The organism is Burkholderia sp. Bp9090, assembly GCF_003857985.1.
Classification (GTDB): Bacteria; Pseudomonadota; Gammaproteobacteria; order Burkholderiales; family Burkholderiaceae; genus Burkholderia.
Genome location: NZ_QTPV01000002.1, coordinates 22,043 through 44,116 on the forward strand (window position 1 = coordinate 22,043; position 22,074 = coordinate 44,116).

At 68.0% G+C, this 22,074-nt stretch carries 22 protein-coding genes; 11 read left to right on the plus strand and 11 right to left on the minus strand.

Features of this window, described 5'->3' with window-relative positions:
* Window positions 1-77 precede the first annotated feature (77 nt).
* The gene (locus DIE16_RS01750; RefSeq protein ID WP_124891649.1) at window positions 78-1,079 is read left to right on the plus strand and encodes a LysR substrate-binding domain-containing protein; all 1,002 of its coding nucleotides are present in this window, start codon (window positions 78-80) and stop codon (window positions 1,077-1,079) included.
* On the opposite strand, the gene DIE16_RS01755 is transcribed toward DIE16_RS01750, so the two are convergent.
* The gene (locus DIE16_RS01755) at window positions 1,048-1,737 is read right to left on the minus strand and encodes an aspartyl/asparaginyl beta-hydroxylase domain-containing protein (RefSeq protein WP_044844430.1); all 690 of its coding nucleotides are present in this window, start codon (window positions 1,735-1,737) and stop codon (window positions 1,048-1,050) included. The two genes, DIE16_RS01750 and DIE16_RS01755, sit on opposite strands and share 32 nt — an antisense overlap.
* Window positions 1,738-1,941: 204 nt before the next feature.
* Here DIE16_RS01755 and DIE16_RS01760 point away from each other — a divergent pair, with 204 nt between their 5' ends.
* Together DIE16_RS01760 and DIE16_RS01765 are read left to right on the plus strand one after the other, a co-directional pair.
* Window positions 1,942-2,286 carry a DUF4148 domain-containing protein gene (locus DIE16_RS01760; protein ID WP_044844429.1) on the plus strand — a complete coding sequence of 115 codons (345 nt, stop codon included), beginning with the start codon at window positions 1,942-1,944 and terminating at the stop codon, window positions 2,284-2,286.
* A gap of 71 nt (window positions 2,287-2,357) precedes the next feature.
* On the plus strand, window positions 2,358-2,654 hold the full coding sequence (locus DIE16_RS01765) for a DUF4148 domain-containing protein (RefSeq protein WP_124666932.1): 297 nt from the start codon (window positions 2,358-2,360) through the stop codon (window positions 2,652-2,654).
* A 266-nt stretch (window positions 2,655-2,920) separates the two neighbouring features.
* Here DIE16_RS01765 and DIE16_RS01770 read toward each other — a convergent pair whose 3' ends face one another.
* Together DIE16_RS01770 and DIE16_RS01775 are read right to left on the minus strand one after the other, a co-directional pair.
* On the minus strand, window positions 2,921-3,448 hold the full coding sequence (locus DIE16_RS01770) for a cytochrome b (RefSeq protein WP_124521404.1): 528 nt from the start codon (window positions 3,446-3,448) through the stop codon (window positions 2,921-2,923).
* Between the two features lie 70 nt (window positions 3,449-3,518).
* A complete protein-coding gene (locus DIE16_RS01775; RefSeq protein ID WP_124891650.1) occupies window positions 3,519-3,746 on the minus strand; it encodes a hypothetical protein in 228 nt (75 codons plus the stop codon).
* Window positions 3,747-4,088: 342 nt separating this feature from the next.
* Between DIE16_RS01775 and hpnI the strand changes: the two genes are divergently transcribed.
* Both hpnI and DIE16_RS01785 read left to right on the plus strand, forming a co-directional pair.
* Window positions 4,089-5,258 carry a bacteriohopanetetrol glucosamine biosynthesis glycosyltransferase HpnI gene (gene hpnI / locus DIE16_RS01780; RefSeq protein WP_124485101.1) on the plus strand — a complete coding sequence of 390 codons (1,170 nt, stop codon included), beginning with the start codon at window positions 4,089-4,091 and terminating at the stop codon, window positions 5,256-5,258.
* A complete protein-coding gene (locus DIE16_RS01785) occupies window positions 5,255-6,343 on the plus strand; it encodes a lysylphosphatidylglycerol synthase domain-containing protein (RefSeq protein ID WP_124891651.1) in 1,089 nt (362 codons plus the stop codon). Before hpnI ends, DIE16_RS01785 begins: the two co-directional genes overlap by 4 nt.
* 79 nt (window positions 6,344-6,422) lie before the next feature.
* Here DIE16_RS01785 and denD read toward each other — a convergent pair whose 3' ends face one another.
* From denD to DIE16_RS01825, 8 genes are all read right to left on the minus strand, one after another.
* Window positions 6,423-7,394, minus strand: a complete 972-nt coding sequence (denD, locus tag DIE16_RS01790; RefSeq protein ID WP_124521412.1) for a D-erythronate dehydrogenase — start codon at window positions 7,392-7,394, stop codon at window positions 6,423-6,425.
* A 28-nt stretch (window positions 7,395-7,422) separates the two neighbouring features.
* Window positions 7,423-8,199 carry a 2-oxo-tetronate isomerase gene (gene otnI, locus DIE16_RS01795; RefSeq protein WP_124521414.1) on the minus strand — a complete coding sequence of 259 codons (777 nt, stop codon included), beginning with the start codon at window positions 8,197-8,199 and terminating at the stop codon, window positions 7,423-7,425.
* A 59-nt stretch (window positions 8,200-8,258) separates the two neighbouring features.
* Entirely contained in the window at window positions 8,259-9,584 is a 1,326-nt protein-coding gene (locus DIE16_RS01800; RefSeq protein WP_124891652.1) for an MFS transporter, read from the minus strand.
* Window positions 9,585-9,724: 140 nt separating this feature from the next.
* Window positions 9,725-10,363, minus strand: a complete 639-nt coding sequence (locus DIE16_RS01805) for an aldolase (RefSeq protein WP_124891789.1) — start codon at window positions 10,361-10,363, stop codon at window positions 9,725-9,727.
* A complete protein-coding gene (gene otnK / locus DIE16_RS01810; RefSeq protein ID WP_124891653.1) occupies window positions 10,363-11,649 on the minus strand; it encodes a 3-oxo-tetronate kinase in 1,287 nt (428 codons plus the stop codon). The genes DIE16_RS01805 and otnK overlap by 1 nt, the downstream gene beginning before the upstream one ends.
* A 19-nt stretch (window positions 11,650-11,668) precedes the next feature.
* Window positions 11,669-12,559, minus strand: a complete 891-nt coding sequence (gene ltnD, locus DIE16_RS01815; RefSeq protein ID WP_124891654.1) for an L-threonate dehydrogenase — start codon at window positions 12,557-12,559, stop codon at window positions 11,669-11,671.
* 76 nt (window positions 12,560-12,635) lie between these two features.
* On the minus strand, window positions 12,636-13,340 hold the full coding sequence (locus tag DIE16_RS01820; RefSeq protein WP_124891655.1) for a FadR/GntR family transcriptional regulator: 705 nt from the start codon (window positions 13,338-13,340) through the stop codon (window positions 12,636-12,638).
* Window positions 13,341-13,614: 274 nt separating this feature from the next.
* On the minus strand, window positions 13,615-14,688 hold the full coding sequence (locus tag DIE16_RS01825) for a GlxA family transcriptional regulator (RefSeq protein ID WP_124521420.1): 1,074 nt from the start codon (window positions 14,686-14,688) through the stop codon (window positions 13,615-13,617).
* A 241-nt stretch (window positions 14,689-14,929) separates the two neighbouring features.
* On the opposite strand from DIE16_RS01825, the gene DIE16_RS01830 reads away from it, so the two are divergent.
* The 6 genes from DIE16_RS01830 to DIE16_RS01855 are packed head-to-tail and all read left to right on the plus strand — an operon-like array spanning window position 14,930 to window position 21,965.
* A complete protein-coding gene (locus DIE16_RS01830; RefSeq protein ID WP_044844415.1) occupies window positions 14,930-16,315 on the plus strand; it encodes an L-serine ammonia-lyase in 1,386 nt (461 codons plus the stop codon).
* Window positions 16,316-16,330: 15 nt separating this feature from the next.
* The gene (locus DIE16_RS01835) at window positions 16,331-17,575 is read left to right on the plus strand and encodes a sarcosine oxidase subunit beta family protein (RefSeq protein ID WP_034180813.1); all 1,245 of its coding nucleotides are present in this window, start codon (window positions 16,331-16,333) and stop codon (window positions 17,573-17,575) included.
* 26 nt (window positions 17,576-17,601) lie between these two features.
* Window positions 17,602-17,901, plus strand: coding sequence for a sarcosine oxidase subunit delta (locus tag DIE16_RS01840; RefSeq protein ID WP_124485108.1), 300 nt, complete (start codon window positions 17,602-17,604; stop codon window positions 17,899-17,901).
* Window positions 17,898-20,909 (plus strand): sarcosine oxidase subunit alpha family protein, encoded by a 3,012-nt coding sequence (locus DIE16_RS01845; protein ID WP_044844413.1) that lies wholly within the window; start codon window positions 17,898-17,900, stop codon window positions 20,907-20,909. The genes DIE16_RS01840 and DIE16_RS01845 overlap by 4 nt, the downstream gene beginning before the upstream one ends.
* A complete protein-coding gene (locus DIE16_RS01850; RefSeq protein WP_044844412.1) occupies window positions 20,899-21,528 on the plus strand; it encodes a sarcosine oxidase subunit gamma in 630 nt (209 codons plus the stop codon). The genes DIE16_RS01845 and DIE16_RS01850 overlap by 11 nt, the downstream gene beginning before the upstream one ends.
* Window positions 21,525-21,965, plus strand: a complete 441-nt coding sequence (locus DIE16_RS01855; RefSeq protein WP_006749884.1) for a dihydroneopterin aldolase — start codon at window positions 21,525-21,527, stop codon at window positions 21,963-21,965. The genes DIE16_RS01850 and DIE16_RS01855 overlap by 4 nt, the downstream gene beginning before the upstream one ends.
* The last annotated feature ends 109 nt before the right edge of the window (window positions 21,966-22,074 follow it).

The following is a 22,074-nucleotide window of genomic DNA, read 5'->3' on the forward strand; positions in this document are numbered from 1 at the left end:
GTATTTCTCCGCTGATTGTTGACGAGCCAGCCACGACAGCCGTCGCGAACCGGTTCAACCACGATAGCGATGCAGCGATGACCGAACAAACGAATAATCCGCAACCCGGGTATGCCGCCCGCGCATATCCGCTCGCGGATCTCACCCGTGCGCTGCCGCCGCTGACGGCATTCCAGGCGTTCGTCGCCGCCGCCGAACTCGGCAGCTTCAACCGTGCGGCCGAGCATCTGTGCCGGACCCAGGGTGCGGTGAGCCGTCAGGTGCAGCAACTGGAAGCGCATTACCGGTGCGCGTTGTTCGTCCGTCATGCGTCGGGATTGACGTTGACCGCGGAAGGCGGCGCGCTGCTGACGGTGGCCGTCGACGTACTCTCGCAACTGGCGCAACACGCGCGCGCGCATGCGCATGCCGCGTCGACCCTCACATTGCGCTTGCCCTCCACGTTCGCGATTCGCTGGCTGTTGCCGCGGCTGTCGGCGCTCAATCATGCGTTGCCGCGCACGGAGTTGCGCATTCACACGTCGGCGGACGACACGCCGGATTTCACCGACGCCGGTTTCGATGCGATCGTCGTGCGCGGCAGCGGAAGCTGGGCGGGCATGGTGGCCGTGCCGCTGTTCGACGAGTGCCTCACGCCGATGTGTACGCGCGAGGCGGGCGCGGTGCTGAAGTCGATCGCCGATCTCGCGCACGCGACACTGCTGCATCCCGCCAGCAATCGCGACGAATGGCGATGCTGGCTGGACGCCGTCGGCGCAACGCAGGTCGACCCGGGCACCGGGCTCGTGTTCGATACGCTCGAGCTGACATTGACGGCCGCGTCGGACGGGCACGGCGTCGCGATCGGCGATCCGCGCATGGCGGCGGATCGGCTGGAAGCCGGCGCGCTGGTCGCGCCGTTTCCGGAGGTGGTGCGCAACGGTCTGGGCTACTACCTCGTGTACCCGGTGCAGCGCGCCGCTCAACCCGCGATTCAAGCGCTCACGGAGGTGCTGACGCGGCTTGCGCGCGAGGATCGACCGCAAGGCGCGTGCGCCGGGCGGGTTGCTAGACCGGAATCGACCGCCCCCGCACCCTGATCCCGAGCCGCACGACGCCGATCACCGCATTCGACAGCCACATCAGCAAGCGCGGCATGCCGCGCCGGCGGATATCGAGCAGCAGCACGATCCGCACTTCGTCACTGTCGTTCCACACTTCGTGCACGAAGGTGTCGTCCCACAGCAGGAAGCAGCCTTCGTCGAGCCGGTAGTCGCGGCCATCGACCTTCAGCACGGCGGCCGGCGTGCCATCCGCGCGCTTCGGCATCGACAGCACCAGATATCCGCGCAGGATGCCGCGGAACGGCCCGCGATGCGGCGGGATGTGTTTGCCGGGCGCGAGGAACGACAGCGACGCGGACAGCACGTCCGGCGACGCCGCGACGATCGATTCGACGGTCGGGCAGCGCGACAGGTTGCGCGGGAACGGCTGGCCGTAAGCCTGCATGATGAACATCCGCCAGTCGCGCGCATCGTTGGCCGAGATGTCGTGCTGCTCGCGCATGATCTCGTGGAAGCGCGGGATGCGCGGCAGGTCGCGCGCGACGGCCAGCGCTTCCGCGCGAATGGCCGGCCACGCACGAACGAATCGCTCGGCGTCGGGAAACGCGGCCGTATCGAGCACGGCGCCGCCGTCGAGATGGCGATCGTACAGCGTGCGAAGCAGGCCGGCTGCATAGTCGTAAGCGACGGACATGATCGAGGGGCGATCCACAAGGTGTCGTCAGTCTGCCCCACGCGCGGTGGGGCCTGCGTTACGTCAGGTTACGCCGGCTGACGAAAGAATGACAGATCGGTGAAGGTCTGGTGCGAGCGCTCCGGCATTCCGGGAATAAACGTACGCCCCGCGTCGTCATACGGGTGTAGCACCTCGTTTCGTTGACTTCCGAAGGAGTGGAGCATGAATACGCATTGGCTGGTGGCCGCCACGGTGGCGGCGATGTCCGTCGCGAGTGTCGCGACGCCTGCGTCGGCACAGGCACTGACGCGCGCGCAGGTCAGGCAGCAACTGATCGACGCCGAAACCAACGGGCTGCGCTTCGTGACCGATACGTCGTATCCGGACGTAAGTCCGCTGTTCCAGCAGCAGGCCGGGCAACTTCCTCGGCATCAGGCCGAAACCGCGGTCGGCGGCGATCCGGCGGGGACGTCCGATGCGGGCAGGCCGGCGGCGCAACCGACCCGTCCGCGCCCGGCCGCATGCGTCGGCCCCGAGAGCTTTTGCACGCCGTATTTCGGAAGCTGACGCAGCGGACCGCCGCGGCGGGTTCGACATTCACGAAGGTTGATCGGCACGCAACATTGAAGGAGTTGATGATGAAAACTTATATCGCACTACTGATGATGATCGGCGCAATCTCCGGTCAGTCCGCATTCGCGCAATCGAATGCGCCGCTCACGCGTGCCCAGGTTCGCGAGGAGCTGATTCGTCTGGAAGCGGCCGGGTACGATCCGTCGAAGGGGGATGACGGCGAATATCCGGCGGACATTCAGGCCGCGCAGGCGAAGCTCGCCGAGCAGGATCGCGCGAGGATGGCGGCTTCGGCTTCGGCTTCGGCTTCGGCCGCCGCGCCTGCGCCGGCCTCCGTCATGCCGGCGCAGGCCGGCAACTAGGAGCCGACATGTACGTGTGTGTCTTCAGGCCGTCGTGTTCGCGGTGCGGCGATACGCATGCCGTTCGCGGCACGCGGCCCGGTCGAACGGCACGGACGGCCAGGCCGTCGATCGCGCGCCGCTTCGCGCGGCGCCGCGACCGTCTCGTTGCCCGATTCCGTTGGGCGCGCAGGTGGATCGCGGGATGAGCGGCGATGCGGGCGAGATGCGATCCGCGATCGGCGGACTGCTGTCCGCGATGGCGCGCAACGATGCCGGCGGCGGGATTACCAGGGCATCATCCGCTGCATGACCTGGTCGCGCAGGATGAAACGATGCGCGACCGCGGCCGCGACGTGAAGGCAGATGCCGCCGAACAGCACCCACGCGAGGATGCCGTGCACGTCGCCCATCGCATGCCCGAATCCCGATCCGGCCGCCGACAGCGCAGGCAGCGGCACGATGCCGAGCAGCGTCACGGCCCAGGCACGCGACGACGCATTGATCCAGCCGAGCAACGGCACCGCGATCAGCAGCGCATAGAGCCCGAAGTGCGTCGCGCCGGACACGGCGCGCATCGCGGGCGACAGCTGGTCGGCGGGCGGACGATGCGTCACGCGCCAGAGTACGCGGCAAGCCATCGCGGCGAGCAGCGCGGTGCCCACGATCAGGTGCGCGGCGATCAGGCCGACCGGTTGCGTATCGCGATGCACGTCGGGCATCGTCCAGCCGATTGCATACTGCGCGACGACGAGCGCCACGATCAGCCAGTGGAGAAGGCGTGCGACTGCATCGTATCGGGCGGAGGTAGACATGAAAGCTCCTGGCAAGCGGGTGGGGACCGTATCTTCCGGAGGATTCTACGGCCGAATCCTTAACAAAACGTTAAGCGTGCGGCTGTGCATCGGATTCGCCCCGTGACGCATGCGCGCTCTCGACCCGGGCGGCGTCGGCCGACGGCAACACGATCGCGACGCCGGGGCCGTATCCGCCGATGCCGGGCCCGAACCGCACGCGGCCGCCGAACCATCGCGCGATGCGCCGGATGATCGACAGCACGGACCCGCTGCCGGGCTGCTTGTGCGCCGGATCGTCGGTTGCAAGCGCCACCACGCACGGGTGTGTCGTGCCGGTTCCGCTGGGTTGCGCCGCGCGTACCCGAAGCGTCTTTCACGGCGATGACATTCCGCATCCGGACCGTCATCGCGACCGCGATCCTGTCGGCCCGTAAGGTGGCTCACGCGGCGTTCAGGGGCGCGGACGTTCGCGGCTGTGTGCGCGTGGCCGGAATCGATCGCCGCACGGTAGTTGTGTCATCTGATTGCGCGTACCGTCGGTTGGTCGTCCTTGATATCCGGCTCAACGGGAATCGACACGGCGGCGTGTCCGGGCGAGCGCGCGTTCGCGCGTGCCGGCCGGGGCGTCGCGGTCATTGGGCCACCACTGGGGAGAAGCATGATCTTGTTGCATCTGCTGCACGCGCTGGCCGGCGCGATGTCGATCGCCTGCGGACTGGGCGTGTTGCTCGGCATTGCCTACACGGTCACGGCCAGCGTGCTGGTCGGCCGGTTCTTTTCCCGCGCGCGGGCGGTGCCGTGCGATTATCCGGGCGTGACCGTCGCGAAGCCGCTGCACGGCGACGAATGGAATCTCGTACAGCATCTCGAAAGCTTCTTCGTGCAGGATTATCCGGGGCCGGTACAGCATCTGTTCGGCGTGCACGATGCGGGCGACGCGGCGCTCGCGGCCGTCGAAACGTTGCGCAGGCGCCATCCGGACGCGAACATCAAGGTCGTCGCCGACGCGCGACTGTACGGGCCGAACCGCAAGATCGCGAATCTCGTCAACATGCTCGAACACGCGGAACATTCAGTGCTGTGTCTTGCCGACAGCGACGTGCTGGTCGAGCGCGATTATCTGCGTGCCGTCGTCGGCGCGCTGCAGCAGCCGGAAGTCGGCATCGTGACGAGCGTGTATCGCGGCATCGCGTCGCCGGGCTTCTGGCCTGGTGTCGCCGTCGCGATGACGAACTACCATTTCCTGCCGGGTGTCATCACGGGGCTTTTCATCGGGCGCGCCCGTCCGTGCTTTGGCCAGACGATTGCGATCACGCGCGCGACGCTCGAACGCATCGGCGGGCTCGCGCGTTTCGCGCATCACCTGGCCGAGGATCACGCGCTCGGCGAAGCAGTGCGGCAGATCGGCGCGCAGGTCGTCGTCCCGCCGTTGGTCGTCGGGCACGCCTGTGTCGAAGAGACGTTCGCCACGCTGTACGCGCACGAATTGCGCTGGAGCTGCACGATCCGCGCGGCGGACCGGCTCGGTCACGCCGGGTCGGTGCTGATGCACCCGTTGCCGCTGGCGGTGCTGGCCGTGCTGTTTTCCGGCGGCACGCTCGCTGCCTGGGGGCTGGCGTTCGCGGCGCTCGTCGCGCGGGCGTTGCTGATGTTGAAGACGAGCCGCGCCACCGGCGCGGGTCTGCGCGGCGCGCTCTGGTTGCCGTTCGTCGATTTCCTGCAGTTCGTGGTGTTCGTGTCGAGCTTCTTCTCGTCGCACGTCGTCTGGCGCGGCACGCGCTTTCGCGTCGACCGCGAGGGCTTGCTGTCGCCCGCGGGGAAATCATGACGCACGACACACATGCCGACCTCGAAGGCGCGGACCGGCGGTCCGCGCGTCGCGACGCGCGCCTGCGGCAAGCGGGGCGCGCGGCGGCGCTGGCCGGGCTGGTGCTCGCGGTGTGGCTGGTCTGGCGCGAGCATCCGCTGGAGATCCTGCACCGGCTGCGGATCGCCGGCGCCGGGTTGCTGGTCGCCGCGCTGGCCCACATCCTGCCGATGCTTGCGAATGCGTGGGACTGGCGGATGCTGATCCGCGGCCCGCGCCGGCCGTCGTTCGCGACGATGCTCGAGCTCGTATGGATCCGCGAATCGATCAACGGATTGTTGCCGGTCGCGCGAATCGGCGGCGAGATCGTGTCGTTCGGCCTGCTGCGGCAGGCGGGCGTACGCCCGGCGACCGCCGTGGCGAGCCTCGTCGCCGACATGCAGCTGACGTTGATCAGCCAGCTCGTGTTCGCGCTGGTCGCGATCGGCTACGTGCTCGAACACGTATCGTCCGATGCCGCGCAGGTGGCCGCGCGCCTCGCCATCGGCATGGCGGCGCTGGTGCCGGTGCTGCTGCTGTTCGCACTGGTTCAGCACGCGCGGCCGTTCGAGCGCGCGATGCGCGTGGTCAACCGCGTCACGAGCGGCAAGGTGGTGGCGCTGGTCGGCGAATCGGCACGCACCGATCAGTCGATCCTCGTGATCTGGCGCAAGACGGGTATCGTCGTCCGCTATCTGGTGATCTGGCAGACGCTGCAGTTCGCCGGCTATGCGCTGGAAATCTGGCTCGCGCTGCGTTTTCTCGGCGCCGATCCGACGTTCGCGCAGGCGCTCGCGATCGAAGCGCTGATCCAGCTGCTGAGCAGCATCGCGTTCCTGATGCCGGGCGGGCTGGGCGTGCAGGAGGGCGGGTTCGTGCTGATCGGCGGGCTGCTCGGGTTCGACGCGCCGACCTGTCTGGCGCTCGCCGGCGCGCGACGAGTGCGCGATCTGCTGTTCTATCTGCCCGGATTGCTGGCGTGGCAGCATGCGGCCGGCGCGGCGCGCTCGCCATCCGGCGCGAAGCGCGCATCGATACACGTCGGGGAGTCCGCCGGGCCGCGCTGATGCAGCCGGACGTTGCCGGCCTGCCGGGCAGGCGGCAGCGACGCCGGGGCGGTCGCTCGCCTGCCGGGCGGCGCGGCCGTCAACGCCGTTCGTCGGCGAGATGGCTGCGGATGACGTCCGCGAACGACGTGTCGCCTTTCAGCCCGAGCGCTTCCGCGCGCGTCGTGTCCCAGCGGCCCGGCCAGCTGCCGACGATCTTCTCGACGCGTTCGTCCGGCGCATGGCGGATCAGCTTCACGACCTCGTCGCCCGCGACTTCGCGCAGCGCCGCGATCATCTCGTCGACCGACACCGACAGGCCGGGCAGGTTGATCACGCGCTTGTTGCCGAGTTTCTCGCTGTCGAGCTCGCAACCGGCGACGAGCGCGTCGATCGCGCCGCGCGGCGACAGCAGCCACAGCCGCGTCGACCCCGGCACCGGGCACACGCTTTCCTCGCCGTTCAGCGGCTCGCGGATGATGCCGCTCGCGAACGACGACGCAGCCGCGTTCGGGCGGCCCGGCCGCACGCTGATGGTCGGCAGCCGCAGCACGCGGCCGTCGACGAAGCCGCGGCGCGCGTAGTCGCAGAGCAGCAGCTCGGCGATCGCCTTTTCCGCGCCGTACGACGATTGCGGATTCAGCGCGGTATCGTCCCGCACGACGTCGGGCAGCACGCCGCCGTAGACGGCCACCGAGCTCGTGAACACGACGCGCGGACGATGGCCGCGCGCGCGGCACACTTCGAGCAGCGTGCGCGACGCGTCGAGGTTGATCCGCATGCCGAGATCGAAATCGGCTTCGGCCTGCCCGCTGACGATCGCCGCGAGGTGGAAGATCGCGCCCGTCTGCGTGTCGATCGCGCTTTCGAGCACCGCGCGATCGGCGATGTCGCCGACGATCGACGTCACGCGCGCGTCGCCGAAATCGCTGCCCTCGACGACGTCGAGCAGCACCAGCTCGTCGATCCTGCTGCTCCGGCCGTCGGGGCCGGTCAGCTCGCCGCGTTCGAGCAGCTTGCGCGCGAGACGCTGGCCGAGAAAGCCGGCGCCGCCGGTGATCAGTACTTTCATGTTCTTTGCCCTCTGAGGAATACGGAAATTACAGGTACGGCCTGAGCCAGCCGAGGCCCTCGGACGTGCCGGCCTTCGGGCGATACTCGCAGCCGATCCAGCCGTCGTAGCCCAGCGCGTCGATCAGCGCGAACAGATACGGGTAATTGAGTTCGCCGATGTCCGGCTCGTGACGCTCGGGCACGCCGGCGATCTGGATGTGGCCGATGCCCGCGAAATCGCGCTTGAGCTTCATCGCGAGGTCGCCCTCGACGATCTGGCAGTGATAGCAGTCGAACTGCACCTTCAGGTTCGGCGCGCCGACTTCCGCGCGGATGTCGTGCGCATCGTCCTGGCGGCTCAGGAAATAGCCGGGCATGTCGCGCTGGTTGATCGGCTCGATCAGGATCGTGATGCCGTGCGCGGCAGCCGCCTGCGCCGCATGCCGCAGGTTCGCCACGTAGGTGTCGCGATGGCGCGCGCGATCGGCGCCCGGCGCGACCATCCCGGCCATCACGTGCAGCTTCTTGTTGCCGAGCACGCGCGCGTAATCGAGCGCCTGGTCGATGCCGCGCCGGAACTCGTCCTCGCGGCCCGGCAGCGATGCGATCCCGCGTTCGCCGGCGGCCCAGTCGCCGGGCGGCGCGTTGAACAGCGCCTGCTCGAGGTCGTGCGCGTCGAGGCGCGCGCGGATGTCCTCGGCGGCGAAGTCGTACGGGAACAGGTACTCGACGGCCTTGAAGCCGTCGTGCGAGGCAGCGGCGAAGCGTTCGAGGAACGCGTGCTCGGTGTACATCATCGAGAGGTTGGCGGCGAAGCGGGGCATGGCAGCGGTCCGGTGAATGAATGGGGCGGGGCGCCCGGCGCCCCGCGTCGAATGAGGGATCAGCGGTTCACGAGTTTCGCGGGCGTGAGCCACACGGCGATCGCGCCGATCACGAGCATGCCGGCCAGCACGTACATGCCGGACGACGTGCTGTGCGTGACGTCCTTCAGGTAGCCGATCACGTACGGGCTCGCGAACCCGGCGAGGTTGCCGACCGAGTTGATGATCGCGATCCCGGCGGCCGCGGCGGAGCCGGCGAGGAACGCGGTCGGCAGCGACCAGAACAGCGGTGCGCAGGTCAGTACGCCGCCCGCCGCGAGCGACAGGAACACGATCGACACCGCCGTATTGTGCGAGTACGACGCGGCGACCGCAAACCCGACCGCGCCCATCAGCGCCGGCACGATCAGGTGCCAGCGGCGTTCGCGGCGCTTGTCCGCGCTGTGGCCGAACAGGTTCATCACGACGATCGCGACGACGAACGGGATCGCCGACAGCAGGCCGATCTGGAGCGTATCGGTGATGCCGGTCGACTTGACGAGGGTCGGCATCCAGAACGTGAGGCCGTACTGGCCGGTGACGAACGCGAAGTAGATCAGCGACATCCACCACATGCGCGGGTCGGCGAACACGGCCCTCAGCGAATGGCCGTGCTGCTGCTGTTCCTGCGGCTGCGCGGCGATTTCGTCCTCGAGCAGCTGCTTCTCGCGCGCGTCGAGCCACTTCGCGCTGCGGATGCCGTTGTCGAGATACAGGATCGTCGCGATACCGACGAGCAGCGCCGGCACGGCTTCGATCACGAACATCCATTGCCAGCCGTGAAAGCCCGAGCCGCCGTGGAAGCGCTCCATGATCCAGCCGGACAGCGGGTTGCCGAAGATGCCCGACACCGGAATCGCGGACATGAACACCGCGATGATCTTCGCGCGCCGATGCGACGGGAACCAGTACGTGAGGTAGAGGATCACGCCCGGATAGAAGCCGGCTTCCGCGAGACCGAGCAGGAAGCGCAGCACGTAGAACTGCGTCGGCGTCTTCACGAACGCGAACACCGCCGACAGCAGGCCCCACGTGATCATGATCCGCGCGATCCAGATGCGTGCGCCGATGCGGTGCATCAGCAGGTTGCTCGGCAGCTCGAACAGGAAGTAGCCGAGGAAGAAGATGCCGGCGCCGAGGCCGAACACGGTTTCGCTGAACGCGAGGTCCTGCGACATCTGCAGCTTCGCGAAGCCGACGTTCACGCGGTCGAGATACGCGACCACGTAGCAGAGCATCAGGAACGGCACGATGCGCCAGAACACTTTCCTGTAGGTGCGGTCGAGCTCGGCCGATTGGGCGGGCGCGGCGGGCGAGCGGCTTGCGGCCGCGTCGAGAGCAGTCATCGTCGTCTCCAGATATGTCGTGTGCCGGCGGCGCGTAGGCCGCCGGATCGTGTGTGTGTGCTGACAGAAGGGCCCGCGCACACGGCGGGCATGGGAATCGCTACGGAGTCCTGCGTGATTCGTATACGCGACGCGTTGCGTTACCAGCGCGCGCCGAAGGCCTGGCGCAGTTCGTCGAGCGCGGCGTCGGACAGCGGCTCGGGCTTCGGGTCCGTCATCAGCCACAGCCGCGCGGTTTCCTCGAGTTCCTCGAGCGCATACGATGCGTGCGACACCGACGGCCCCCACATCACCGGGCCGAGGCGGTCGAGCAGCACGCCGCGCACCTGGTCGGCGAGCGCCGCGACTTCGGCCGCGACGGCCGGGTCGCCGGGGCGGCGATAGCGGATCAGCGGAATGTGGCCGACCTTCATCACGTAGTACGGCGTGAGCGGCGGCAGCACGTCGGTGTCGCGCCACACGCCCGCGAGCGTCAGCGCGACGAGGTGCGTCGAATGCGTATGGACGATGCCGTGCGCTTGCGCGTTGCGCGCGTAGATCCCGCGATGCAGCGCAAGCGTCTTCGACGGCCTGCCGCCCGATACCGGCTGGCCGTCGAGGCCGACCTTCGCGATGTCGTTCGGGTCGAGGCGGCCAAGGCACGCGTCGGTCGGCGTGATCAACCAGCCGTCGTCCAGGCACGCGCTGATGTTGCCGGCGCTGCCGACCGCGTGGCCGCGCGCATACAGGCTCGCGCCGACGACGCAGATCTCTTCGCGCAGTGTCGCTTCTTGACTCATCATGCGGCTCCGTCGAGTGCGCGCAGCGCCTTGTCGAAAAAGTCCACCGTGCCGAAGTTGCCGGACTTCAGCGCGAGGCCGAGCGGCTGCGCGTCGACGGTGGCCGTCGCCGGCACGCCCGGATCGATCTGCGCGCCGATCTGCAGCGATTTCACGTCGAGCGCCTGCACGACCGCGCCGGACGTCTCGCCGCCGGCCACGACGAACTTGCGCACGCCGAGGTCGCGCAGGCCGCGGGCGATCGCCGCGAGCGTGCTTTCGACGAGATGGCCGGCCGCTTCGACGCCGAGCGCCTGCTGGACGGCCTTCACTTCGTCGGGCGTCGCAGTCGCGTAGATCAGCACGGGCTGCGGCAGGTGCGAGCGTGCGAACGCGAGTGCCGCGTCGACGACGGGTTCGCCGCGCGAGGCCGCGAGCGGATCGATCCGGAAGCTCGGCCGGCTTTCGCGCCACGCGGCGACCTGTGCGTTGGTCGCCTTCGACGCGCTGCCGGCGAGCACCGCCGACGATCCGTCGATCTGCGGCAGCGAGGCTGCGTTGTCGCGCTCGGGCAGTTGGTCCACGCGGCGGAAATTCGCGGGCAGGCCGAGCGCGACGCCCGAGCCTCCGGTGACGAGCGGTAGGCCCGCGCACGCTTCGCCGAGCACGTAGAGGTCGTGATCCGACAGCGCGTCCGCGATCGCGAAGCGCGCGCCTTCCGCGCGCAGCTGCTCGATCCGCTCGCGCACGGCGGCCGCACCCAGCGCGATCGTGTCGTAGCGGATCAGGCCGACTTGCGACTTCGTCTGCCGCTGCAGCACGCGCACGAGGTTCGCGTCCTTCATCGGCGTGAGCGGGTGGTTCTCCATTCCCGATTCGTTCAGCAGCACGTCGCCGACGAACAGGTGGCCGCGATAGATCGTGCGGCCGTTCTCCGGGAACGCCGGGCAGGCAATCGTGAAGTCGCCGCCGGCCGCATCGAGCAGCGCGTCGGCCACCGGCCCGATGTTGCCCGCGTCGGTCGAATCGAACGTCGAACAGTACTTGAAGAAGAACTGGCGGCACCCTTGCGCGCGCAACCATTCGTAGGCGGCAAGCGATTGCGCGACGGCGTCGGCGGCGGGAATCGTGCGCGACTTCAGCGCGACGACGATCGCGTCGGCATCGATTGCGGTGCCGCCGGCGGGCACGCCGATCGTCTGCACGGTACGCATGCCGCTCTTGACGAGCATGTTCGCGAGATCGGTCGCGCCGGTGAAATCGTCGGCGATGCAGCCGAGCAGGGGGCGGGAAGCGGAAGCGGTCATGGCGGGAACGTCGTTCGAATCAGCGGGCGGGCGGCAGCGTGATGCCGGGGAAAGTCTTGATCACGGCGGAATCGTCCTCGCCGCCGTGGCCGGCGCTCGATGCGCTCATGAACATCTGGTGCGCGGTGGCCGACAGCGGCAGCGGGAACTTGCTGCGGCGCGCGGTATCGAGCACGAGGCCGAGATCCTTCACGAAGATGTCGACGGCCGACAGCGGCGTGTAGTCGCCGTTCAGGATGTGCGGCACGCGGTTCTCGAACATCCACGAGTTGCCGGCGCTGTGCGTGATCACGTCGTACAGCGCGTCGGCATCGACGCCTTCGCGCAGGCCCAGCGCCATCGCCTCGGCGGCCGCCGCGATATGCACGCCGGCCAGCAGCTGGTTGATGATCTTCACCTTCGAGCCGATGCCGTGCGCGTCGCCGAGGCGATAGACCTTGCCGGCGATCGCGGCGAGCACGTCGTCGCAGGCTGCATACGCGGCGGCGGGGCCCGACGTCATCATCGTCATCTCGCCCGACGCCGCGCGCGCGGCGCCGCCGGACACCGGCGCATCGAGCATCTGCAGGCCTGCGGCCTCGATGCGCGCGCCGAGCGCGACCGCGAAGTCGGGCGCGACGGTCGCGCTCGCGATCACGACGCCGCCCGGCTTCATCGCCGCGACCGCGCCGTGCTCGCCGAACAGCACCGTTTCGGTCTGCGCGGCATTGACGACGAGCGTGACGACGACGTCGCACTGCGCGCCGAGTTCGGCCGGGTTCGCGCAGGCCACGCCGCCTTCGGCCGCGAATGCCTGCAGCACGGTGTCGCGCACATCGCACGCGTGCACGCGGAACCCCGCGCGCAGCAGCGAGCGGGCGACGCCGAGGCCCATCGAGCCGAGGCCGATGACTCCAACATTTCGTGACATGGTCAACCTTGATCGATTCGGAAAAGGTTCGGGACAACGACGGCGCCGGTTCGGCCCGGGCCGCCGCATTCGTTCATCAGCAGATGCCGGCTTCGGCGAGGCGGCGCGCGGCGTTGTACATGTGCGTGCGTGCCGCGTTGCGCGCCGCCATCGGGTCGCGTGCGCGGATCGCGTCCGCGATCGCCGCGTGTTCGTCGCGCACCTGCCGCGAGAAATCCTCGCGCGTCGCTTCGTTGCGCCGCGTGACCTTCACGCCGGCCTCGAGGTACTGGTTCAGGAACTGCAGCGTCCTCAGGAAATACGGGTTGCCGGTAACGGCCGCGATCGTGCGGTGAAACGCGACGTCTTCCGCGACGCCGTCGCGCCCTTCGGCCACCGCGTCGTCGATCTTGCGCAGCGCGTCGTCGATGTCGGCCATGTCGTCGGCGGTGTGATGCAGCGCGGCTTCGGCCGCGACTTCAGCCTCGATCGCGCGGCGTACCGCAAGCAGGTGCGGCAGCGAGCTCGCCTCGACGGCTTCCGCGTAGTCGATCCGCAGCGGCCGGATCGCGCCGTGCTGGTTCACGTACACGCCGCTGCCCTGGCGCGGCTCGACCACGCCTTCGTTCTTCAGGCGCGAGATCGCCTCGCGGATCACGGTGCGGCTCACGCCGAATTCCTGCGCGAGCACGGCTTCCGTCGGCAGCTTGCCGGTGGCCGAGAAACTGCCGGCTTCGATCTGCTTCAGCAGCTGCTGCGCGACGTGGTCGCTCATCGCACGGGCGGGAATTTTCTCGAACATGGCGCTCTGGTTTGTAAGGTGATGTGGTCATCATACAAATTTGAAGGTGCGTCAGCATCCGGAATAACCCTCGATCAATGAGTTGCAACGTCGGTCAATTGGGTTGGAACCGGTTCCAAATGGAGGGGAAATGTGGCGATCGTGCCGGGTTCGATGTGCGGTTGGCGGGCGAAGGGAGGTCGGAGGTGAAGGGCGAACGGCGGGGCCGAGGCGAAGGGTGAAGAGCGAAGAACGAAGAACGAAGCCGCGCGCCGACGGCGCGCGTGATCGTCAATCAGTCGGCGACGTCTTCCACGGGATCGGGATCGGTCGCCGCCGACATACCGCCTTCCGCGACTTCCCCGCCGCGCTCGCGATAGGTCGCCGGCGGCACGCCGAACTGCTTGCGGAACTCGCGGCCGAGGTGCGACGCGTCGGCGAACCCGCAGCTCGACGCGATATCGGCGACGGTGCGGTCGGAACTGGTCAGCAGCCAAGCGGCCGTGCGCAGCCGCACCTGCTTCGCGAACGCCTGCGGGCTCTTGCCCGTCTCGGCCTTGAACAGCCGCTCGAGCTGGCGGGTCGACATGTCCAGCTTGCACGCGAGTTCCTCGAGCGGCAGCGCGCGCCCGACATGCTGTTCCATCAGGAGAATCGCGCGCTTGACCTTCGGATGCGTGGCCGGCTCGAGGCCCGGCGGGTGCGGCTGCGGCGCATTGCCTTTCTGCATCTCGCCGACCAGCAGGATGCGCAGCGCCTTCTGCACGGTCGCATGGTCGAAATGGCGCAGCAGGATCGCGGCGGCGACGTCGATCGACGCACGGCCGCCCGAGCAGGTGATCCGGCGCCGGTCGATCACGAACAGGCGATCGGCGATCAGGAGGTCCGGATCGGCGTTCGGGAAGCGCTCGATGAAATCCCAGTAGTGGAACCAGCTCACGCAGGTGCGGTAGCCGTCGAGCACGTTCGCGCGCATCAGCGTGAACACGCCCGTGCAGATGCCGACGACCGTCGCGCCGTCCGCCGCCGCGCGGCGCACGAACTCGAGCGTTTCGGGGCCGGCTTGCGGCCCCGAATGCAGCAGCCCGCCGACCACGACCACGTAGTCGAACGGCTCGGCGCTCTCGAAGGTTTCCCACGGCGTGATCTGGATCCCGCAGCTCGCGCGCACCGGCGCCAGCGTCTCGCCGATCACGCTCCACGCGCAGCGCACCGGCTTGCTGTAGTCGCCGTCGTCGGCCGACAGCCGCAGCATGTCGACGAAACCCGAGAAGGCCGTGAGCGTGAAGTTCGGCAGCAGCACGATGCCGAAGCGGATGCGCCGCGGCGCAGGTTCGGCGAGGGGGAAAGCGGGTACGTCGGGTGTCATCGCGGTCAATCTCGTCACGCCGGGAAGGCGGGTCTCACTTGTTGCACTCTGCTTGCGGGCGCGCCGGCCGACTTGTGGTTTTGCGTCGCCGATCATCGTCAAAACGCACTTTCCGGCCGTCCTGCGCGGGGCTTGGCGGCGGTATCCCACGCCGATGCCGTTTTTGTTCTATCGGCCAATTTTACGCTTTGATGTACTGATGCCAACGACATTTCACGTACGCCCACCCAGAGGAAGCCAGATGAACGTCAGCGCGTTCGACCTGTTCAAGATCGGCATCGGCCCGTCCAGTTCGCATACGGTCGGCCCGATGATCGCCGCGTGCCGCTTCGCGTCGCACATCGAGGACGCGAACCTGCTCGGCTTCGTGCGCCGCGTGCGGGTCGAACTATACGGCTCGCTCGGTGCAACGGGCAAGGGCCACGGCACCGACAAGGCGGTGCTGCTCGGCCTCGAGGGCCACCTGCCGGACACGATCGATCCGGACCTGATCGAGCCGCGGCTCGCGGCGATCCGCGCGGAGAAGTCGCTGGCGCTGCTCGGCAAGCAGACGATCCGCTTCGACGAGAAGGAGAACATCGGCTTCTACCGCAAGCTGATGAGCGGCACGAGCATCGTGCATCCGAACGGGATGCGCTTCCAGGCGTTCGACGAGCACGGCCAGTTGCTCGTCGAGAAAGAGTATTACTCGGTCGGCGGCGGCTTCGTCGTGAATCGCGACGGCGATCGCGTGAACGGCGTGCGCGCGGCGGTCGAGGTGCCGTATCCGTTCCGCACCGGCGACGACCTGATGCGCCAGTGCCGCGAACACGGGCTGTCGATCGCCGAACTGATGCTGCGCAACGAATGCGCGCTGCGCCCCGAGGACGAAGTGCGCGCCGGGCTGCTCGCGATCTGGCGCACGATGGCCGCGTGCGTCGAGCGCGGCTGCAAGGTCGAGGGCGAACTGCCGGGCCCGATGCGCGTGAAGCGCCGCGCGGCCGAACTGAACGGCCGCCTGCGCGCGCGTTCGGAGGAGTCGCTGCGCGATCCGCTGTCGATGCTCGACTGGGTCAACCTGTACGCGATGGCCGTCAACGAGGAGAACGCGGCGGGCGGCCGGGTCGTCACCGCGCCGACCAACGGCGCGGCCGGCGTGATTCCCGCGGTGCTGCACTACTACGTGAAGTTCGTGCCGGGCTCGAACGAAGCCGGCATCGTCGAATTCCTGCTGACGGCCGCGGCGATCGGGATCATCTACAAGGAAACGGCGTCGATCTCCGGCGCGGAAGTCGGCTGCCAGGGCGAAGTGGGCGTCGCGTGCTCGATGGCCGCCGCCGCGCTGGCCGCGGTGATGGGCGGCACGCCTGACCAGGTCGAGAACGCGGCCGAGATCGGCATGGAGCACAACCTCGGCATGACTTGCGATCCGGTCGGCGGGCTCGTGCAGATTCCGTGCATCGAACGCAACGCGATGGGCGCGATCAAGGCGCTGAACGCGTCGCGCATGGCGCTCAAGGGTAACGGCCAGCACTACGTCTCGCTTGATTCGGTGATCAAGACGATGCGCGAGACGGGGGCCGACATGAAGACGAAATACAAGGAAACGTCGCGCGGCGGTCTTGCCGTGAACGTCATCGAATGCTAACGAAGGATCACTAACATGAGCCGCTACTCGATATTCAGCCTGTTCCGCAACGGCCTCTCGTATCACGAGAACTGGGAAAAGCAGTGGAAGAGCCCGGAACCGAAGAAGGAATACGACGTCGTGATCGTCGGCGGCGGCGGCCACGGCCTCGCGACCGCGTACTACCTCGCGAAGGAGCATGGCATCACGAACGTCGCGATCCTCGAGAAGGGCTGGATCGGCGGCGGCAACACCGCGCGCAACACGACGATCGTGCGCTCGAACTACCTGTGGGACGAATCGGCCGCGCTGTACGAGAAGGCGATGAAGCTGTGGGAAGGGCTGTCGCAGGACCTCAACTACAACGTGATGTTCAGCCAGCGCGGCGTGATGAACCTCGCGCACACGCTGCAGGACGTGCGTGACACCGAGCGTCGCGTGAACGCGAACCGCCTGAACGGCGTCGACGCCGAATTCCTGACGCCCGCGCAGATCAAGGAAATCGAGCCGACGATCAACCTGAACAGCCGCTACCCGGTGCTCGGCGCCTCGATCCAGCGCCGTGCGGGCGTCGCGCGTCACGACGCGGTGGCCTGGGGCTTCGCGCGCGGCGCCGACCGCGCCGGCGTCGACATCATCCAGAACTGCCAGGTGACGGGCATTCGCCGCGAAGGCGGCGCGGTGGTCGGCGTCGACACGGTGAAGGGCTTCATCAAGGCGAAGAAGGTCGCGGTGGTCGCAGCCGGCAACACGACGACGCTCGCCGACATGGCCGGCGTGCGCCTGCCGATCGAAAGCCACCCGCTGCAGGCGCTCGTGTCCGAGCCGATCAAGCCGGTGGTGAACTCGGTGATCATGTCGAACGCGGTGCACGCGTACATCAGCCAGTCCGACAAGGGCGACCTCGTGATCGGCGCGGGTATCGACCAGTACACGGGCTTCGGCCAGCGCGGCAGCTTCCACATCATCGAAAGCACGCTGCAGGCGATCATCGAGATGTTCCCGGTGTTCTCGCGCGTGCGGATGAACCGCCAGTGGGGCGGCATCGTCGACGTGTCGCCGGACGCCTGCCCGATCATCACCAAGACCGACGTGAAGGGCCTCTATTTCAACTGCGGCTGGGGTACCGGCGGCTTCAAGGCGACGCCGGGCTCGGGCTGGGTGTTCGCGCACACGATCGCCCGCGACGAACCGCACCCGCTGAACGCCCCGTTCGCGCTCGACCGCTTCTACACGGGCCACCTGATCGACGAACACGGCGCTGCCGCCGTTGCGCACTAAACCCGACGACCATTGGAGAAAGAAACATGTTGCTGATCGAATGTCCGTGGTGCGGGCCGCGCGCCGAATCCGAGTTCACGTGCGGCGGTGAAGCCGACATCGTGCGCCCGGTGGCGAACGAGACCATGACCGACCGCGAATGGGGCGAATACGTGTTCATGCGCGAGAACAAGCGCGGCCTGCACAAGGAGCAATGGCTGCACACGCAGGGCTGCCGCCGCTGGTTCAAGGTGACGCGCGACACGGTCACCTACGATATCAAGGGCTACGAAAAGTTCGGTGGCGCAGCTGCCGGCAACGCACACGAAGAGGGCACGAGCAAATGAGCCAGAAAGACCGCCTCGGCACCGGTGGCCGCATCAATCGCGCGATTCCGTTGACGTTCACGTTCAACGGCCGCACGTACCAGGGCTTCCAGGGCGACACGCTCGCGTCCGCGCTGCTCGCGAACGGCGTGCACTTCGTCGCGCGCAGCTTCAAGTACCACCGTCCGCGCGGGATCGTGACGGCGGACGTCGCGGAACCGAATGCCGTCGTGCAGCTCGAAACCGGCCCGTACACGGTGCCGAACGCGCGCGCGACCGAGATCGAGCTGTACCAGGGCCTCGTCGCGACGAGCGTGAACGCCGAGCCGTCGCTCGAGAACGACAAGTACGCGATCAACCAGAAGTTCTCGCGCTTCATGCCGGCCGGCTTCTACTACAAGACCTTCATGTGGCCGCGCAACATGTGGCCGAAGTACGAAGAGAAGATCCGCGAGGCCGCCGGCCTCGGCAAGGCGCCCGAAGTGCTCGACGCCGATCGCTACGACAAATGCTACGCGCACTGCGACGTGCTCGTGGTCGGCGGTGGCCCGTCGGGCCTCGCCGCCGCGCATGCGGCAGCGATCGCCGGCGCACGCGTGATCCTCGTCGACGACCAGCGCGAACTCGGCGGCAGCCTGCTGTCGTGCCGCGCGGAAATCGACGCGAAGCCCGCGCTGCAATGGGTCGAGAAGATCGAGGCCGAGCTGCGCAAGCTGCCCGACGTGACGATCCTGTCGCGCAGCACGGCGTTCGGCTACCAGGACCACAACCTCGTGACGGTCACGCAGCGCCTGACCGATCACCAGCCGGTGTCGATGCGCAAGGGCACGCGCGAGCTGCTGTGGAAGGTCCGCGCGAAGCGCGTGATCCTCGCGACCGGCGCGCACGAGCGTCCGATCGTGTTCGGCAACAACGACCTGCCGGGCGTGATGCTCGCCGGCGCGGTGTCCACCTACGTGCATCGCTACGGCGTGCTGCCGGGCCGCAACGTGGTCGTGTTCACGAACAACGACCGTGCGTACCAGACCGCGCTCGACCTGAAGGCATGCGGCGCGAAGGTGACCGTCGTCGATTCGCGTGCGTCGTCGAACGGCGCGCTGCCCGCGGCCGCGAAGCGGCAGGGCGTGACGGTGATGAGCGGTGCGGTCGTGACGGCCGCTTCGGGCAAGTGGCGCGTATCGTCGGTCGACGTCGCGTCCTACTCGAACGGCCAGACCGGCGGCAAGCTGCAGTCGCTGCCGTGCGACCTCGTCGCGATGTCGGGCGGCTTCAGCCCGGTGCTGCACCTGTTCGCGCAGTCGGGCGGCAAGGCGTGCTGGAGCGACGAGAAGGCGTGCTTCCTGCCGGGCAAGCCCGTGCAGGCCGAAGCGAGCGTCGGTGCGGCCGCGGGCGAGTTCGGTCTCGCCCGTGCGCTGCGGCTCGCGGTCGACGCGGGCGCCGAAGCGGCGAAGGCCGCCGGCTTCACGGCCGCGCAGCGCCCCGTCGCGCCGCAGGTCGCGGAAACCGTCGAAGGTGCGCTGCAGCCGTTGTGGCTCGTCGGCAGCCGCGAGGCCGCCGCACGCGGGCCGAAGCAGTTCGTCGACTTCCAGAACGACGTGGCGGCCGCCGACATCCTGCTGGCCGCGCGTGAAGGCTTCGAGTCGGTCGAGCACGTGAAGCGCTACACCGCGATGGGCTTCGGCACCGACCAGGGCAAGCTCGGCAACATCAACGGGATGGCGATCCTCGCGCAGGCGCTCGGCAAGACGATTCCGGAAACGGGCACGACGACGTTCCGCCCGAACTACACGCCCGTGTCGTTCGGTACGTTCGCGGGCCGCGAGACGGGCGACTTCCTCGACCCGATCCGCAAGACGGCCGTGCACGAATGGCACGTCGAGCACGGCGCGATGTTCGAGGACGTCGGCAACTGGAAGCGGCCGTGGTACTTCCCGAAGAAGGGCGAGGACCTGCATGCGGCCGTGAAGCGCGAATGCCTCGCGGTGCGCAACGGCGTCGGCATCCTCGACGCGTCGACGCTCGGCAAGATCGACATCCAGGGTCCGGACGCGGTGAAGCTGCTGAACTGGATGTACACGAACCCGTGGAACAAGCTCGAGATCGGCAAGTGCCGCTACGGGCTGATGCTCGACGAAAACGGGATGGTGTTCGACGACGGCGTGACGGTGCGCCTCGCCGACCAGCATTTCATGATGACGACGACCACCGGCGGCGCGGCGCGCGTGCTCACGTGGCTCGAGCGCTGGCTGCAGACCGAATGGCCCGACATGAAGGTGCGGCTCGCGTCCGTCACCGATCACTGGGCGACGTTCGCGGTGGTCGGCCCGAAGAGCCGCAAGGTCGTGCAGAAGGTATGCCAGGACATCGACTTCGGCAACGACGCGTTCCCGTTCATGAGCTACCGGAACGGTACCGTCGCGGGCGCGAAGGCGCGCGTGATGCGGATCAGCTTCTCGGGCGAACTCGCCTATGAAGTGAACGTGCCGGCCAACGCGGGCCGCGCGGTGTGGGAAGCGCTGATGGCAGCCGGTGCCGAGTTCGACATCACGCCGTACGGCACGGAAACGATGCACGTGCTGCGCGCGGAGAAGGGCTACATCATCGTCGGCCAGGACACCGACGGCTCGATCACGCCGTACGACCTCGGGATGGGCGGGCTCGTCGCGAAGTCGAAGGACTTCCTCGGCAAGCGTTCGCTGTCGCGCTCCGATACGTCGAAGGAAGGCCGCAAGCAGTTCGTCGGCCTGCTGACCGAGGACGAACAGTTCGTGCTGCCGGAAGGCGCGCAGATCATCGCGAAGGACACGCAGGTGTCGGCGGTCGATCCGACGCCGATGATCGGCCACGTGACGTCGAGTTATTACAGCCCGATCCTGAAGCGCTCGATTGCGCTGGCGGTGGTGAAGGGCGGCCTGAACAAGATGGGCGAGAGCGTCGTGATTCCGCTGGCCAACGGCAAGCGCATCACCGCGAAGATCTCGAGCCCGGTTTTCTACGATACCGAAGGGGTGCGCCAGCATGTGGAATGAAACGAGAAACCAGACGCCGGTGGCGGGCGCGGGCGTGACGCTTGAATCGCCGTTCGTCGGCGCGGCCGATGTGCTGAAGCTGCACCAGGCACGCGCATCGAAGAAGTTCACGCTGCGCGAGCGGCCGTTCCTCGATCTCGTGAACGTGCGCGGCGAGCTGAGCGATCCGGCATTCGTCAGCGCGTTCGAGCGCGTGGTCGGCTGCCGGCCGCCGGCGGTGCCGAACACGGTGGCGCGCGGCGCCGAGTACGACGTGCTGTGGCTCGGTCCCGACGAGTGGCTCGTGCGCTCGAACGGGCCCGTGCAGGCGGGCGTGCTCGAGGCGCAACTCGCGGAGGCCGTGCAGGGTTCGTATGCGGCGGCCGTCGACGTCGGCAGCGGCTACACGGTCGTCGAGGTCAGCGGCGAACGCGTGCGCGACGTGATCGCGCGCGGCTGCCCGCTCGACCTGCATCCGCGCGTGCTGAAGCCGGGCCAGTGCGCGCAGTCGCACTACTTCAAGTCGCCGATCACGCTGATCCCGACCGGCGACGATACGTTCGAGATCGTCCTGCGCCGCAGCTTCGCCGACTATTTCGTGCGCATCATGCTCGACGCCGCGGCGCCGCTCGCATCATGAAGCCGTTCGACGAACCGTTCGTGGCGATCGACGCGCCGCGCCTGCGCGGGCGTGGCTGGAGCGTGTTCGTCGACGAACTGAAGGTGCCCGCGCGGATCGGCATCCACGCGCACGAGCACGAGGCGCCGCAGCCGATCGTGATCGATGCGCGGCTCGGGTATCGCTGCGAGCCGAGCGAGCAGGGCGAGTGGATCGACTACGACGGCTACTGCGCGCGCGTCGCGTCGTTCCTGTCGCACAAGCCGCATACGCGGCTGCTGGAGACGCTCGTCGCCGATCTCGCGGTGCTGTCGTTCCGCGAATGGCCCGCGCTGGAGTCGCTGACGCTGTCGATGTACAAGCCGAAGATCCGGCCGGGGACGAAGCGCGTGGGCGTGTCGCTCGACTGGACGCGCGGGGATTACCTGCGGTGGACGGGGGCGGCGGGGCAGCTTTGAGCGGGTAGGGCTGGTCGGCGGGATCCGGTCAGTGCGAGACGGCGGCGCGGAGGCGTCGCCGTTTCCATTTATAATTCCTGAAATATGCGAATAATCGACGGTCACGTGC